Here is a 13,966-nt window from a genome sequence, read left to right on the forward strand (position 1 = left end):
CCCATCTTCACAACAGAGCTAGTCATGACGAGTGACGAGCGTGGAGACTGCCGGGAATGGGAGGTCGCTCCTGTTGCGTGCGGGGAAATCGGGCGCGCTGGTCTGCGATAATGGCCAGCACGATCCCAACCCACGACAAATCCCGACTTGGTGGCGAGGCGATTGCCTCACTTTTTACTAACCTACCCCGAGGCAAACGCCTCGCCACCACTGCTCTATTCGAAAACCGCACCAAGGCGGCGTTTCTGCTCGTCCTAAAGTCGGAGTCGACATCCCGCAAATGCCACGCTACACATCCATTATGATCCGTTCCGTCGCCACCCTCTCGTTTTGGTATTTTAGCTATCCGCTCCCGGCGGAGGCTACCGCGCGCTTGATCTGATCCTGACACGATACGACCAAACCCGAAGCCCACCGCCCGAACATTCGAGGCGGTTTTTTTGTGCCCCTCGAAACTGAAAATCTCGAGGACCACCACAATGCTCAAATCCACCGACGACCTTCGCATCATCGAAATCAAACCGCTGACCACGCCCATCGAGGTGATGCGCCGGCATCCGCGCACCGACGCCGCCACCAAGACCGTGCTGTCGGCCCGCCACGACTTCCACAATATCCTGACCGGCGCCGATGACCGCCTCGCCGTTGTCGTCGGCCCCTGCTCCATCCACGATCCCGCCGCCGCCATCGACTACGCCAAGCGCCTCGTCGCCCTGCGCGAACAGCTCGGCGACCGGCTCGAAATCATCATGCGCGTCTACTTCGAAAAGCCGCGTACCACGGTCGGCTGGAAGGGCCTGATCAACGACCCCAATCTCGACGGCAGCTTCGACATCGACACCGGCCTCCACACCGCCCGCGCCCTGCTGCTCGACATCGCCAATCTCGGCCTGCCTGCGGCCTGCGAATTCCTCGACATGACCACCCCGCAATATATCGCGGACCTGGTGTCCTGGGCCGCAATCGGCGCCCGCACCACCGAAAGCCAGATCCACCGCGAACTGGCCTCGGGCCTGTCCTGCCCGGTCGGCTTCAAGAACGGCACCGACGGCAACGTCAAGATCGCTCTAGACGCCGTGGCATCCGCCAGCCAGCCGCATCATTTCCTCGCCGTCACCAAGGACGGCCGCTCCGCCATTGCCGCCACCACCGGCAACGAGGATTGCCACATCATCCTGCGCGGCGGCAAAACTACCAACTACGACGGCGCCAGCGTCGACGCCGCCGCCAAGGCTGCCGAAAAATCCGGCCTTGCACCCACCATCATGATCGATGCCAGCCACGCTAACTCCTCGAAAAACCCGGAATACCAGCCGTTGGTTCTCGCCGATATCGGTGCCCAGATGGCCGCCGGCGACCGCCGCATCATCGGCGTCATGGTCGAATCCAACCTCGTCGCTGGCCGCCAAGACTTGGTCGAGGGCAAGGAACTGGTCTACGGCCAGTCAATAACCGACGGCTGCATCGACTGGGAAACGACTGTTACGGCGTTGGAAGCGCTCGCTCAGTCCGTCACTCAGCGCCGCGCAGTGACAAACCAGCAAGTAGCGTAAGCAAGCATACCCCCACCCAACCTCCCCCTGAAAAGGGGGAGGGGCCGATCCAGTTAGCCTCCAATAACGCCACACACACCGCCCGGATTCCTCCACCCTCATCAGGGGGACATCGATCCGGCCAAAGGCAAAACCACGCCGGTGGCGTGGTTTTAGGTGAGAAGGCCATGAGGGCTACGCCCGAATGGCAGGTGGGGGTACCCAACAAAAACTCACCTTCGCCGCCTCCCGCCTTGACCCCCATCACCCATTCCTGTTCTCTCCGACCATGGCCAAAAACCCGCTCACGCTCGTCCCAAATCAGATCACCATCGCCCGCATCCTGGCGATCATCCCCATTGTGTGGCTCGTGATGCAGGGCGACACGACGCTGCGCATCGTCGCTCTGGTCATCTACGTCATCGCCGCCGCCAGCGACTGGCTCGACGGCTATCTCGCCCGTGCCTGGAACCAATATTCCCCCCTCGGCCGCATGCTCGACCCCATCGCCGACAAGCTTCTCGTCGGCATCCTCATCGCCGCCCTCGCCTGGGATGGCAGCTTGTCCGGCCTCGACATGATCCCGGTCTGCGCCATCCTGTTCCGCGAATTCTTCGTCTCCGGCCTCCGGGAATTCCTCGGCAACACCAAGGTCGTGCTCAACGTCACCTGGCTCGCAAAATGGAAGACCACGCTGCAACTGGTCGCCTTGGCGGTCGTCCTGCTCGAAGGCATAGTGCCGAACCTAAGCCTCGTCAGCGACATCCTGCTCTGGGCCGCCGGTGCGCTAACCCTCTGGACCGGCTTCGAATATCTCCGCGCCAGTTGGCCGCACCTGGTCGAAAATCCAAAGTGAAAATCCTCTACTTCGCCTGGCTCCGCGAACGCCTCAATCGCGGCGAGGAAGACGTATCGCCGCCCGCTGAAGTCGCCACCGTCGCTGACCTGATCGACTGGCTCGCCGCCCGCGACGAAGCCTTTGCCCATGCCGTCGAAAAACGTGCCCTGATCAAGGCCGCCGTCGATGCAAAGCTGGTCAAGCACGACGCCAGCATAGCCGGCGCCCATACCATCGCCCTGTTCCCACCCATGACCGGCGGCTGATCCATGAGTGTCCGCGTCTCCACCGAGAGCTTCGACCCCGGCGCCGAGGTCAACGCCTTCCTTAAAGCGGCCAATGGCGCCGGTGCCGCGGTCACCTTCACCGGCGTCGTTCGCTCAAGACCCGACGATCCGATTACCGCGCTGACGCTCGAATGCTATCCCGAGCTCGCCAGCAACCAGCTCACCGCCATCGTCGACCTAGCCAGCGCGCGCTTCAACCTTCTCGCCGCGACGGTCATCCACCGCTACGGCACCCTCGGCCCCGGCGAACCCATCGTCCAGGTGATGACCCTCTCCCCCCACCGCGATGCCGCTTTCAAAGCCGCCGAATTCCTGATGGATTACCTCAAAACCGACGCCCCCTTCTGGAAACAGGAAACCGGCCCCAAAGGCACCCACTGGGTCGAAGCCAAAACCGAAGACGACGTGGCGAAAGCCCGTTGGGAATAACTGGCTACGTATAGCATTCTGAGTTGCCGTCTCATCTGGCCACCGCACCACGCCCACCCTCGGGCTTGACCCGAGGGCTAAACTTGCTGCCAGTCAACCGCAGACGCCTCCCAAGCCATCCCCACCCCCGATGTCATCCCGGACTTGATCCGGGATGACATCGGGGGTGAGATGGGCCACGAGCGAGAACGCCCACCCCAAAAACAAAAAGCCGGGCACATGGCCCGGCTCCTTCAATCTCTATTTCAACCTACTCCGCCGCAGCCCGCTTCGGCTGCACTTCGGCGCTATACGCATCGATCAGCGTCCTGCAGCCATCAGCCGGGGTAAATTTATAATCCCCGATCTCGCTGACGGGCGTAACCTCGGCCGCAGTACCGGTCAGGAAACACTCATCGAATTGGCTCAGTTCCTCAGGCATCATGTGACGTTCGGTCACCGTAAAGCCATTGCGCTTGGCCAGATCGATCAGGGTCTGGCGCGTGATGCCGTTGAGGAAGCAATCCGGCGTCGGCGTCGTGATGTCGCGGCCCTTGATGAAGAACACGTTGGCGCCGGTGGCTTCCGCCACATAACCGCGATAGTCCAGCATCAGCGCGTCGGCATAGCCATTGGCCATCGCCGCGTCCTTGCTCAGCGTACAGATCATATACAGACCCGCAGCCTTGGCCGAAGACGGAATGGTTTCCGGAGACGGACGCTTCCACTTGCTCCACTCGAGGCGAATGCCTTTCAGCTTCTCCTCGACCGAAAAATAGCTCGGCCAGACCCATGCGGCGATCGCCAGATGGACGGTGTTGTTACGGGCCGGCACGCTCAGCTCTTCCGAACCACGCCACGCCACGGGGCGCACATAAGCGTCGACCAAGTTGTTCTTGGCCAGCACTTCGCGCTTTGCTTCCTCGATCTGCTCGACCGACCAGGGAATGGTAAAGTCCAGCGTCTTGCCCGAACGGATCAACCGCTCGGTATGCTCGCGCGACTTGAAGATTTCGCCGCCATAAGCGCGCTCGCCCTCAAATACGGAGCTGGCATAGTGCAGCCCATGCGTCAGCACGTGAATCTTTGCGTCTTTCCAAGGCTTGAATTCACCATCAAACCAGATCCAGCCTTCTCGCTGGTCCATGGGCACGCCGGCCATGATCCTCTCCCGCAATTCAATTGAGGTGCCGCAGTTGCGCGGTCGCCCGAGTTGGCGCCGATCATGCCCCAGCCCCTAGGCCTTGGCAAACAACAAAGGCTGGGGGATAAGACTGAACGGCGTCCTGATGGAAAGACAATGGCACCACCCCCAAAAAATGTCAACATAGCTGACATAAATTCCGCTACTTCCGGCGGTGAGGCGCTGCCCCTCGATATCATGGGCCTGTTTTTCTTTGCCTATCGCGACTTCACCGGCGATGCCGATGCCCTGCTCGAACGCCAGGGTTTTGGCCGGGCACATCATCGGGTGCTGTATTTCGTCAACCTGCGTCCCGGCATGCCTGTGGCCGACCTGCTCGATATCCTCAAGATCACCAAGCAGAGCCTGGCGCGCGTGCTGCGCCAGCTGATCGACAACGGCTACATCGAGCAAAAAACCGGCCATTCCGACCGTCGCCAGCGCCTGCTTCATGCGACCGACAAAGGCCGCCAACTCTTCGCGACGCTCTCCGCTACCCAGGCGAGCCGCATTACCGATGCTATCGCCGCCCTGCCACCTGAATCGCGCAAGGTAGTAACGCGCTTCTTTATTGGAATGGTTGACCCAGCTGACCGCGCAGTTCTCGATCGACTGAACCTGACCGCCGGCCTCTGAAGGCCGACGGTCAGCGCACAGTCAGCGCAGGAAGGCGAGCAGGTCCTCGTCGACAAGCCGCTGCTTGTGCGTTCTGGGAAAGGGCCGCCCTTCGCAAGGGACGTGCATACAAGTCGGCGCCCCCCATGTGGTTCATTAACGCCGATCACTTTCTCACTAAAACAGTTGGTCGTGGTCGAGCGATGCGCCCAGCCCGTCATCGGCTTCTCCAGCGAGGCGGTCAGGGCATACATCCTGGCCTGCGACGACCACCGCGCCAGTCCGGCGAATATGCGGTCCGGGAATGTTTGGTTTCAAAGCCCAATACTTGAAGTGACTTACGAAAAAAAGGGGCGCGAAACCGAAGTTTCGCGCCCCCACCGGAGACACCACAAAGGAGCGTCAGCCTCTGCAGCAGTCCACCGATCGGTTGGCGCTCTGGAGGAACGAGCGCCAAAACCGTATCCGGATCATTTCAGGGTGGTCATCCGGCTTTGTCGAACAACGACGCTAGGGACCAAGGGTTCCCACATGACGATCTGTGATGACCCCACAACGCGCATCTCAAGCGGTCACATCGGAGGCCAGGCAAACAAAAGCCCCACCCCTTGGGCGTAGTGCCCACCAGACTGTGGAAATAACCTCTCCTGAAGAATTCTTGTCGCCAACTCAAAGGCAGCCTGCGCCAGGGTCACACTGTTACCCTACACGCCTGTGAGCGCGGCATCCGACGCCCTGAGGCTCTCTGCGCAAAAATTAATCACCACCATCAGCGAGTGCTCACGAAATTGGCATGTCATGACAGCAGTGTATGCAATGAAAACCCGAAGCCCGCCATTCAGGCGTTGCACATGTAAGTTGAATCAATGCCTTAGACACCACGGCCAACAGCTGGCACGGGCTTTGCAATTTGCTCGGCGGTGCAAACACATATCTGTCGGAGGTAAATATGACGGTAGTAAACCGCAAGCTTGCGGGTCTGGGGCTGGGCGTGGCTATGACTATGGGCGCAATTGCCGTTCCGGCGATCGCCCAGGATGAGACCATCAAGGTCGGCGTCCTCCACTCGCTGTCGGGCACGATGGCCATTTCTGAAACGACGCTCAAGGACACCATGCTGTTCCTGATCGACGAGCAGAACAAAAAGGGCGGTCTCCTCGGCAAGCAGCTTGAAGCTGTTGTTGTCGATCCCGCCTCCGACTGGCCGCTGTTTGCTGAAAAGGCACGCGAGCTGATCGAAGTCGACGGCGTTGCCGCCGTGTTCGGCTGCTGGACCTCGTCCTCGCGCAAGTCGGTTCTGCCAGTGTTCGAGGAACTGAACTCGATCCTGTTCTACCCTGTGCAGTACGAAGGCGAAGAATCCCAGCGCAACGTGTTCTACACCGGCGCTGCTCCCAACCAGCAGGCAATTCCGGCTGTTGACTACCTGATGGAAAACGAAGGCGTCGAACGCTGGGTTCTCGCCGGCACCGACTATGTCTATCCCCAGACCACCAACAAGATCCTTGAGCAGTACCTCATGGACAAGGGCGTGGCCAAAGAAGACATCATGATCAACTACACGCCCTTCGGTCATTCCGATTGGCAGACCATCGTTTCCGACATCAAGACCTTCGGCTCGACAGGCAAGAAGACCGCCGTCGTCTCCACCATCAACGGCGACGCCAACGTGCCGTTCTATAAGGAACTCGCCAACCAGGGCATCAAGGCCGAAGACATTCCAGTCGTCGCCTTCTCGGTCGGTGAAGAAGAACTCGCTGGCTTCGACACCACCCCGCTGGTCGGTCATCTGGCTGCCTGGAACTACTTCCAGTCCGTCGATGTCCCCGCCAACGCTGAGTTCATCTCGGCCTGGCAGACCTACATGAAGGACCCCAAGAAGGTTACCAACGACCCGATGGAAGCCACCGTCATCGGCTTCCACCTCTGGATCGCTGCAGTCGAAAAGGCCGGCACCACCGATACCGATGCTGTCCTCGACGCTATCATCGGCCTCGAAACCCCGAACCTGACCGGCGGCATCGCCAAGATGCTCCCGAACCACCACATCACGAAGCCCGTGTTGATCGGTGAAATCCAGGCCGACGGCCAGTTCGAAGTCGTGTCCGAGAGCGATCTCGTCCCCGGTGACGCATGGTCCGACTTCCTGCCGGAATCCAAGATGATCGAGGCCGATTGGACCGCTCCAATCTCCTGCGGCAATTACAACACCGAAACCAAGACCTGCGGCGGCGATACCGCCACGCCGTAATCAAGCTTGAACACCGGACGAAGGCGGCTCGCTGCCTTCGTCCCCAATCTGCCAGACCAACGCCGAGGCCAATGATGAACGCAGCCAGGTTGCTCCAGCGCATTGCGCTCTTCCTTGTCCTTTCCCTGACGCTCGCGATCCCAGCCCGTGCCCAGGTCGCCGATAGCGACCTGTCACCGCTGGTCGACGCCCTCGCTCCCGGCAACTTCAAGGATCGCGAAGCCGCCATCGGCGTGTTGGTCTCGACCGAAGATCCCCGCGTCGTGCCGATCCTCGAAATCCTGCTTGAGGGCGAACTGTATTTTGACGACGCCACCGGCAAGGTGGTGTTCACCTCGGCACCCAGCGGCAAGGGCACTATTTCAGACCCACTGACCGGCGACGAATTGCCCACCGTCACCGAAGACGGCCTCGACAAGGTCAAGGTCAACAACGGCCTGCGCCGCGTCATCCGCACCGCCATCGGCCAGATGACCCTGCTCAGCGAAGATGCCGGCGTGCGCCGGTTTGCTGCCCAGTCCATCCTGCGTGATGCCGATCCGGCCCAGCTCGAACTGCTCGATAGCGCCATCGCCGCCGAAGCCGACACCGGCATCCGGCAAACCATGGAACAGGCTCGCGCCGTCATCATGCTCAAGACGCCTGACGCCTCCGTCGCGGACAAAACCGCCGCCGTCCCAGTAGTCCAGGCTATCGGCGGCCGCGACGCTCTCAATGTGCTGACCACGGCGCTCGCCAGCGCACCCGCCGAACTGCAGCCCACCATTCAGACCGCCATCAACGGCCTGGCCCGTGACCGCGCCGTCTGGGACGTTGCCCAAAACATCTGGTTCGGTATCTCGCTCGGCTCGGTGCTGTTGCTCGCCGCCATTGGCCTCGCCATCACTTTCGGCGTCATGGGCGTCATCAACATGGCGCATGGCGAAATGGTCATGCTCGGCGCCTATACCACCTTCGTGGTGCAGGAAATCATCCGCCAGAATTACCCCGGCCTGTTCGACTGGTCGCTCGCCATCGCCCTGCCGTTGGCGTTTCTCGTCACCGGCCTGATCGGCATCGCCATCGAGCGCGGTATCATCCGCTTCCTTTATGGCCGCCCGCTTGAAACCCTGCTCGCCACCTGGGGGCTCTCGCTGATCATCCAGCAGGCGGTGCAGCGCATCTTCACCGCCAATATCCGGGAAGTCGGCAATCCAACCTGGATGTCCGGCTCCTTCGAACTCGGTGGCCTCGCCATCACCTGGAACCGCTTCTACATCGTCATCTTTGCAATCATCGTCTTCCTGTCACTGTTGACGGTGCTGAAATACACCGCCATCGGCCTGCATATGCGCGCCGTCACGCAAAACCGCCGCATGGCCTCTGCCATGGGCATTCGCACCCCGCTGGTTGATGCGATGACCTTCGGCCTTGGCTCAGGTGTTGCCGGTCTCGCCGGCGTCGCCCTCAGCCAGATCGGCAACGTCTCGCCCAACCTCGGCCAAGGCTACATCATCGATAGCTTCATGGTCGTGGTCTTTGGCGGGGTTGGCAATCTTTGGGGCACGCTGGTCGGTGCGCTCACACTCGGCATCGCTAACAAGTTTATCGAACCCTACGCCGGCGCCGTCCTCGGCAAAATCATCATCCTTGTGCTCATCATCCTGTTCATCCAGCGCCGTCCTCGCGGCCTCTTCGCGCTCAAGGGACGCTCGATCGAAGCATGATAACGCAAGCCCTGTTCCGCGCCCTCGATAAAAGGGCTATCTGGATTATCCTGATCCTGCTGGTTGTCGCTGTCGCCGTGCCCGCTTCCAACCTGCTGCTGCCCACCGGCCACCCGCTGCGCCTGCCCAATTATGTCGTGCCGCTGTTCGGCAAATACCTGACCTTCGCCATGCTCGCCTTGGCGCTCGATCTAGTCTGGGGCTATTGCGGCATTCTCTCGCTTGGCCACGGCGCGTTTTTCGCGATCGGCGGCTACGCCATGGGCATGTATCTGATGCGCCAGATCGGCACCCGCGGCGTCTATGCCAATCCCACCCTGCCCGATTTCATGGTCTTCCTAAACTGGAAGGAACTGCCCTGGTATTGGCAGGGCATGGACAATTTCTGGATCGCCATGGTCGCGGTCGTCGTTGTGCCAGGCCTGCTCGCCTTCGTCTTCGGCTTCCTCGCCTTCCGCAGTCGCGTTACCGGGGTTTATCTATCGATCATCACCCAGGCCATGACCTACGCCCTGTTGCTGGCCTTCTTCCGCAACGACATGGGCTTTGGTGGCAATAACGGCCTGACCGACTTTAAGGATATCCTCGGCCAGTCGATCTCAGCTCCCGGCACCCGCGCCGCCCTGTTCGCGGCGTCGGCCGTCGCTCTGGCATTTGCCGTCTTCGCCTGCTCGATGACCGTCAATTCCAAGCTTGGCAAGGTGATGGTCGCGGTGCGCGATGCCGAAAGCCGAACCCGCTTCATCGGCTACCGCGTCGAATACGTAAAACTGTTCGCCTTCGTCGTCTCGGCCGTGATCGCCGGCATCGCTGGCGCTCTTTACGTGCCGCAGGTCGGCATCATCAACCCATCCGAATTCGATCCCGCTAATTCCATCGAGGTGGTGATCTGGACCGCTGTCGGGGGACGCGGCACCATCATCGGCCCAATCATCGGCGGCATTCTGGTCAACGTCGGCAAGTCCTACTTCACCGGCGCCTTCCCCGAATACTGGCTCTTCGCCCTCGGCGCGCTATTCGTGGTTACCACGCTGTTCCTGCCCAAGGGCATCGTCGGCCTGATCGGGCAATACCGCGCTGCCACCACCAAGCGCGAGCAGCATGATCGCGGCGACCCTACGCCCAGGCAGGTCGAAGCCGGCGTCGATCCCCAACCCAATCCGGCGGAGTAAGTCATGACCGACAAATCCGGCACCATGCTATATCTCGACGGCGTCTCGGTTTCCTTTGACGGCTTCAAGGCCATCAACAACCTCTCCATCATCGTTCACCCGGCCGAGATGCTGGCCATCATCGGCCCTAACGGCGCCGGCAAGACAACCATGATGGACATCATCACCGGCAAGACCCGCCCCGATGACGGCCAGGTGCTGTTCGATGGCCGCACCGACCTGACCAAGCTGGACGAAGCCGCCATCGCCAATCTGGGCATCGGCCGCAAATTCCAGAAACCCACCGTGTTCGAAAGCCACACGGTGTGGGACAATATCGAAATGGCACTCAAGAAGCCGCGCGGCGTCTTCGCCACGCTATTCTACACAGCCGACGCGGCCGACATCGCCCGCATCACCGAAATACTCGAAACCGTGCGCCTGCTGCCCCGCAAGGACGACTATGCCGCCAATCTCAGCCATGGCCAAAAGCAATGGCTCGAAATCGGTATGCTGCTGGCGCAGGACCCAAAGCTACTGCTCGTCGACGAACCCGTCGCCGGAATGACCGATAGCGAAACCGTTGAAACCGCCAAGCTGCTCAAGGACATTGCCAAGACCCGCTCGGTCGTTGTCGTCGAACACGACATGAGCTTCGTCCGTGAACTTGGCTCCCGGGTGACCTGCCTCGCCGAAGGCTCTGTACTCGCCGAAGGCTCGCTCGACCAGGTCAGCGCCAATCCTGTCGTTATTGAAAGGTATCTCGGACGATGAGCACAGCTCTTTCGGTCAACGCCATCGACCTCCATTACGGGGCCGCCCAAGCGCTCAAATCAGTATCGATCGAGTGCAAGCCGGGGCGCATCACCGCCGTCCTCGGCCGCAACGGCGTCGGTAAATCATCGACACTGCGCGCCATAACCGGCGTCAACAACATCAGCGCAGGCGAGATAAAGTTTGGCGATGAACTGCTAAAAAAATCCCCGCCCTACAAGCGCGCCCGCATGGGCATCGGCTACGTCCCTCAGGGCCGCGAGATTTTCCCGCTGCTAACGGTCAAGGAAAACCTCGAAACCGGATATGCCGGCATTCCGCGCTCCGAAAAAAACATCCCGCCCTACATATTCGAATTATTCCCCGTGCTGAAGTCGATGCTCGGTCGGCGCGGCGGTGACCTCTCGGGTGGCCAGCAGCAGCAACTCGCCATCGGGCGTGCCTTGGTCACCCGACCCAAAGTGCTGGTACTCGACGAGCCGACTGAGGGTATCCAGCCCTCGATCATCAAGGATATTGGCCGCGCGCTACAGTTCCTGCGCGACGAAAAGGGCATGACAATTCTTCTTGTTGAGCAGTTCCTCGATTTCTGCCGCGAGATTGCCGACGATATCTATGTGATGGATCGCGGAGAAATTCAGCATGCAGGCCCGGCCAGCGATCTTGATCTTCCTGAAGTCCGCCGCCATCTCATGGTCTAAACGCAAAAACGCCCGGCACACGGCCGGGCGTCCAAGATATCTAACAGGCGAGGGACGCTTAGTTGGTAACCAGACCGGCTTCGACACACTGCTCAAGAGTGATCGAGTCGATTTCGATCAGGCCTGCAGTGCCTTCCTCGGTGCCCTGCTCGGTCGTGCCTTCGGTTGTCGTGCCGGCCTTGCCGGGGGTCGAAGCGCTAGACGAGTTGCCGTTGCTAGTGCCACCTGTGGTTCCCATACCCGAACCGGCGGTAGCGCCAGTGGCCGTTCCAGCAGCCGCGGCGTCGGCAGTCGCAGTAGCGTCGTCGGAGTTTTCACTGCCTTCAACGGCGGCATTTGCGTCGGCGTGCAGCTCGTCGCAACGAGCCTGAACCTGAGGCATGTTGGCTTCGGTGACGGTCTGGGCGCCAAGCGTAACGGCCTGTGCGAAAGCGGCGCCGCCAAAGCCAAGGGCAATAGCAAGGGTGGCTGCAGAAACAATGATTTTCATGTGCATTTTAACTAGCCTTCTTTAATGTCTCAATGAATGAGCACCTGCTCCATTAGGAAACGCCGACCCTTGACAATCGTTGCCGAAATACTTGCCGATGGCGCAAACACCGCCTCATTGCATCGCATGCAACGCGCTTTCGGAGTCGGCGGCGTTTCTACCAAGCAGCGCGATGGCGCTACCCATCTGGCCACCCTCTATCAGGACGGCTGTGCCAAAATTCGCCTTCCAAACACCCATACCGCGGCCCTGGAAGCCGTCCTTATTAACACCGCTGGTGGTCTGACTGGTGATGATGTCATGCGTTGGTCGGCGGATCTCGCGCCTCAGGGACGCATGGTGCTGACCACTCAGGCCTGCGAACGGATCTACCGCTCCATCGGTGGTCCGGCCAGTGTCGAGACCCGGCTGACGGTCGGCAAAGATGCCCATCTCGACTGGCTGCCTCAGGAAACCATTCTCTTCGCCTCCAGCCAGCTCGATCGCCATATCGAAATCGACCTGTCCAGCGGCGCCAGTCTAACCGCTGTCGAGGCCATTCTGCTTGGCCGCGATGCCATGGGCGAAATTGCCCTCGACGCGAAGCTTCGAGACAACTGGCGTATTCGCCGCAATGGCCGGCTTATCCACGCCGAGGCAACCCGGCTCACCGGTACATTTGCGGAGCGCAACGGGCTATCCCTGCTGGCCGGAAAGCGGGCATTTGCCACGGTGCTGCATATCGCGCCGGATGCGGATCGGTGCGCAGCCCAGCTGACGCACATCCGCACCCTTTTGCCGCCGGACGGACGGATCGCTGCCAGCGCCAATGGCGAACGGCTGGTGATCCGCGCTCTGGCGCAAACCGGGCTTGCCTTGCGGCGCCTGATCGTTCCAATTCTTGCCGAACTTAGTGGCGCGGGCTCGCTCCCCCGCCTCTGGCATCTTTAGGACCTCCTGATGAACCTCACCCCGCGCGAAAAAGACAAACTGCTAATCGCCATGGCTGCCATCGTTGCGCGAAAGCGCCTGGAGCGCGGCGTCAAGCTCAATCACCCCGAAGCCATCGCGCTGATCAGCGATTTTGTCGTGGAGGGCGCCCGCGATGGCCGCCCGGTAGCCGAGTTGATGGAGGCGGGCGCCCATGTCATCACCCGCGCTCAAGTCATGGAAGGCATCCCCGAGATGATCCACGACATCCAGGTCGAAGCCACCTTCCCCGACGGCACCAAGCTCGTCACCGTCCACCAGCCCATTCGATAGGTCCAGTCATGATCCCAGGCGAAATCATTCCGAAGCCAGGCGAGATCGAGCTCAATGTCGGCGCGCCGCAGCTGACAATCGAAGTCGCCAACACGGGCGACCGGCCGATCCAGGTCGGCTCGCACTATCATTTTTTCGAGGCCAATGCCGGCCTCAGCTTTGATCGCGACCAGGCCCGTGGCATGCGGCTCGATATTGCTGCGGGCACTGCTGTTCGCTTCGAGCCAGGACAGGCCCGCGAGGTCCGGCTGATACCATTGGGCGGCGACCGCATCGTCTATGGTTTCCGCCAGCAGATCATGGGAGCGCTCGACTAGGACTGTGCGGCGCAGGCGAACGGCACTACAAGCGCGGTAAAGCCCACAGGAGCCAAACATGAACACGGAATCCAAAACCATCCTGCTCAGAAAAATTGCGGCACTTTTGGAAGACCTCCGCCGCGAAGGCATGGAGAATGGCGAAGCCATGTTCCTGCTGGGAACCGCCGCTGCCAACCTGGTCGATATGGGCAAGGAACTGTCGAGCTGGACCGGCTTCAAGGCGGTGATGACCCGCTCCGATATCATCCAACTGCTTCAGCACATCGATACTCAAGGCAATCGGATGCTCGACGAGGACAAGGTAAACGTCGCTTACGCCTTGCAGATCATCGGCATGTCGGTGGCTGCCTCGGGTAGCGACAACCAACAGTTGCAACAGGCAGGGGCCCTGCTCGATGACGTGATCGAGAAAACCCTCATCAATTACCGGAACTACGTCCAGACCAGGACGACATCTCTAAACTAGCC

The 13,966-nt window shown here is 60.7% G+C and carries 16 protein-coding genes; 14 read left to right on the forward strand and 2 right to left on the reverse strand.

Annotated features, from left to right (window positions below):
• The first annotated feature begins 479 nt into the window (after positions 1–479).
• The 4 genes from WH91_RS00115 (at position 480) to WH91_RS00130 (ending at position 3,086) form a co-directional block, all read left to right on the forward strand.
• A complete protein-coding gene (locus tag WH91_RS00115; RefSeq protein ID WP_046168977.1) occupies positions 480–1,553 on the forward strand; it encodes a 3-deoxy-7-phosphoheptulonate synthase in 1,074 nt (357 codons plus the stop codon).
• A gap of 268 nt (positions 1,554–1,821) precedes the next feature.
• Positions 1,822–2,388: a CDP-diacylglycerol--glycerol-3-phosphate 3-phosphatidyltransferase gene (gene pgsA / locus WH91_RS00120; RefSeq protein ID WP_046169018.1), complete on the forward strand. Its 567-nt coding sequence runs from the start codon at positions 1,822–1,824 to the stop codon at positions 2,386–2,388.
• On the forward strand, positions 2,385–2,636 hold the full coding sequence (gene moaD, locus WH91_RS00125) for a molybdopterin converting factor subunit 1 (RefSeq protein ID WP_046168978.1): 252 nt from the start codon (positions 2,385–2,387) through the stop codon (positions 2,634–2,636). Before pgsA ends, moaD begins: the two co-directional genes overlap by 4 nt.
• Before the next feature lie 3 nt (positions 2,637–2,639).
• The gene (locus WH91_RS00130) at positions 2,640–3,086 is read left to right on the forward strand and encodes a molybdenum cofactor biosynthesis protein MoaE (protein ID WP_046168979.1); all 447 of its coding nucleotides are present in this window, start codon (positions 2,640–2,642) and stop codon (positions 3,084–3,086) included.
• Positions 3,087–3,336: 250 nt separating this feature from the next.
• On the opposite strand, the gene WH91_RS00135 is transcribed toward WH91_RS00130, so the two are convergent.
• Positions 3,337–4,227: a branched-chain amino acid aminotransferase gene (locus tag WH91_RS00135; RefSeq protein ID WP_046168980.1), complete on the reverse strand. Its 891-nt coding sequence runs from the start codon at positions 4,225–4,227 to the stop codon at positions 3,337–3,339.
• Positions 4,228–4,365: 138 nt separating this feature from the next.
• Between WH91_RS00135 and WH91_RS00140 the strand changes: the two genes are divergently transcribed.
• The 6 genes from WH91_RS00140 (at position 4,366) to urtE (ending at position 11,446) form a co-directional block, all read left to right on the forward strand.
• The gene (locus WH91_RS00140) at positions 4,366–4,884 is read left to right on the forward strand and encodes a MarR family winged helix-turn-helix transcriptional regulator (protein ID WP_046168981.1); all 519 of its coding nucleotides are present in this window, start codon (positions 4,366–4,368) and stop codon (positions 4,882–4,884) included.
• A 976-nt stretch (positions 4,885–5,860) separates the two neighbouring features.
• Positions 5,861–7,114: an urea ABC transporter substrate-binding protein gene (urtA, locus tag WH91_RS00145; protein WP_046169019.1), complete on the forward strand. Its 1,254-nt coding sequence runs from the start codon at positions 5,861–5,863 to the stop codon at positions 7,112–7,114.
• 71 nt (positions 7,115–7,185) lie between these two features.
• A complete protein-coding gene (gene urtB / locus WH91_RS00150) occupies positions 7,186–8,820 on the forward strand; it encodes an urea ABC transporter permease subunit UrtB (protein ID WP_425285355.1) in 1,635 nt (544 codons plus the stop codon).
• The gene (urtC, locus tag WH91_RS00155; RefSeq protein WP_046168982.1) at positions 8,817–9,992 is read left to right on the forward strand and encodes an urea ABC transporter permease subunit UrtC; all 1,176 of its coding nucleotides are present in this window, start codon (positions 8,817–8,819) and stop codon (positions 9,990–9,992) included. The genes urtB and urtC overlap by 4 nt, the downstream gene beginning before the upstream one ends.
• A gap of 3 nt (positions 9,993–9,995) precedes the next feature.
• Positions 9,996–10,745: an urea ABC transporter ATP-binding protein UrtD gene (gene urtD / locus WH91_RS00160; protein ID WP_046168983.1), complete on the forward strand. Its 750-nt coding sequence runs from the start codon at positions 9,996–9,998 to the stop codon at positions 10,743–10,745.
• Positions 10,742–11,446: an urea ABC transporter ATP-binding subunit UrtE gene (gene urtE, locus WH91_RS00165; protein ID WP_046168984.1), complete on the forward strand. Its 705-nt coding sequence runs from the start codon at positions 10,742–10,744 to the stop codon at positions 11,444–11,446. Before urtD ends, urtE begins: the two co-directional genes overlap by 4 nt.
• A 58-nt stretch (positions 11,447–11,504) precedes the next feature.
• On the opposite strand, the gene WH91_RS24485 is transcribed toward urtE, so the two are convergent.
• The gene (locus WH91_RS24485) at positions 11,505–11,942 is read right to left on the reverse strand and encodes a hypothetical protein (protein WP_158409492.1); all 438 of its coding nucleotides are present in this window, start codon (positions 11,940–11,942) and stop codon (positions 11,505–11,507) included.
• A 63-nt stretch (positions 11,943–12,005) separates the two neighbouring features.
• Between WH91_RS24485 and WH91_RS00175 the strand changes: the two genes are divergently transcribed.
• From WH91_RS00175 to WH91_RS00190, 4 genes are read left to right on the forward strand one after another with little or no spacing between them, the layout of a single operon-like run.
• On the forward strand, positions 12,006–12,866 hold the full coding sequence (locus WH91_RS00175; protein ID WP_244542417.1) for an urease accessory protein UreD: 861 nt from the start codon (positions 12,006–12,008) through the stop codon (positions 12,864–12,866).
• 9 nt (positions 12,867–12,875) lie between these two features.
• On the forward strand, positions 12,876–13,178 hold the full coding sequence (locus WH91_RS00180; RefSeq protein ID WP_046168986.1) for an urease subunit gamma: 303 nt from the start codon (positions 12,876–12,878) through the stop codon (positions 13,176–13,178).
• An 8-nt stretch (positions 13,179–13,186) separates the two neighbouring features.
• On the forward strand, positions 13,187–13,495 hold the full coding sequence (locus WH91_RS00185) for an urease subunit beta (protein ID WP_046168987.1): 309 nt from the start codon (positions 13,187–13,189) through the stop codon (positions 13,493–13,495).
• A gap of 58 nt (positions 13,496–13,553) precedes the next feature.
• Entirely contained in the window at positions 13,554–13,964 is a 411-nt protein-coding gene (locus tag WH91_RS00190) for a hypothetical protein (protein WP_046168988.1), read from the forward strand.
• Positions 13,965–13,966: the final 2 nt, after the last annotated feature.

It is taken from the genome of Devosia psychrophila (assembly GCF_000971275.1).
GTDB lineage: Bacteria > Pseudomonadota > Alphaproteobacteria > Rhizobiales > Devosiaceae > Devosia > Devosia psychrophila.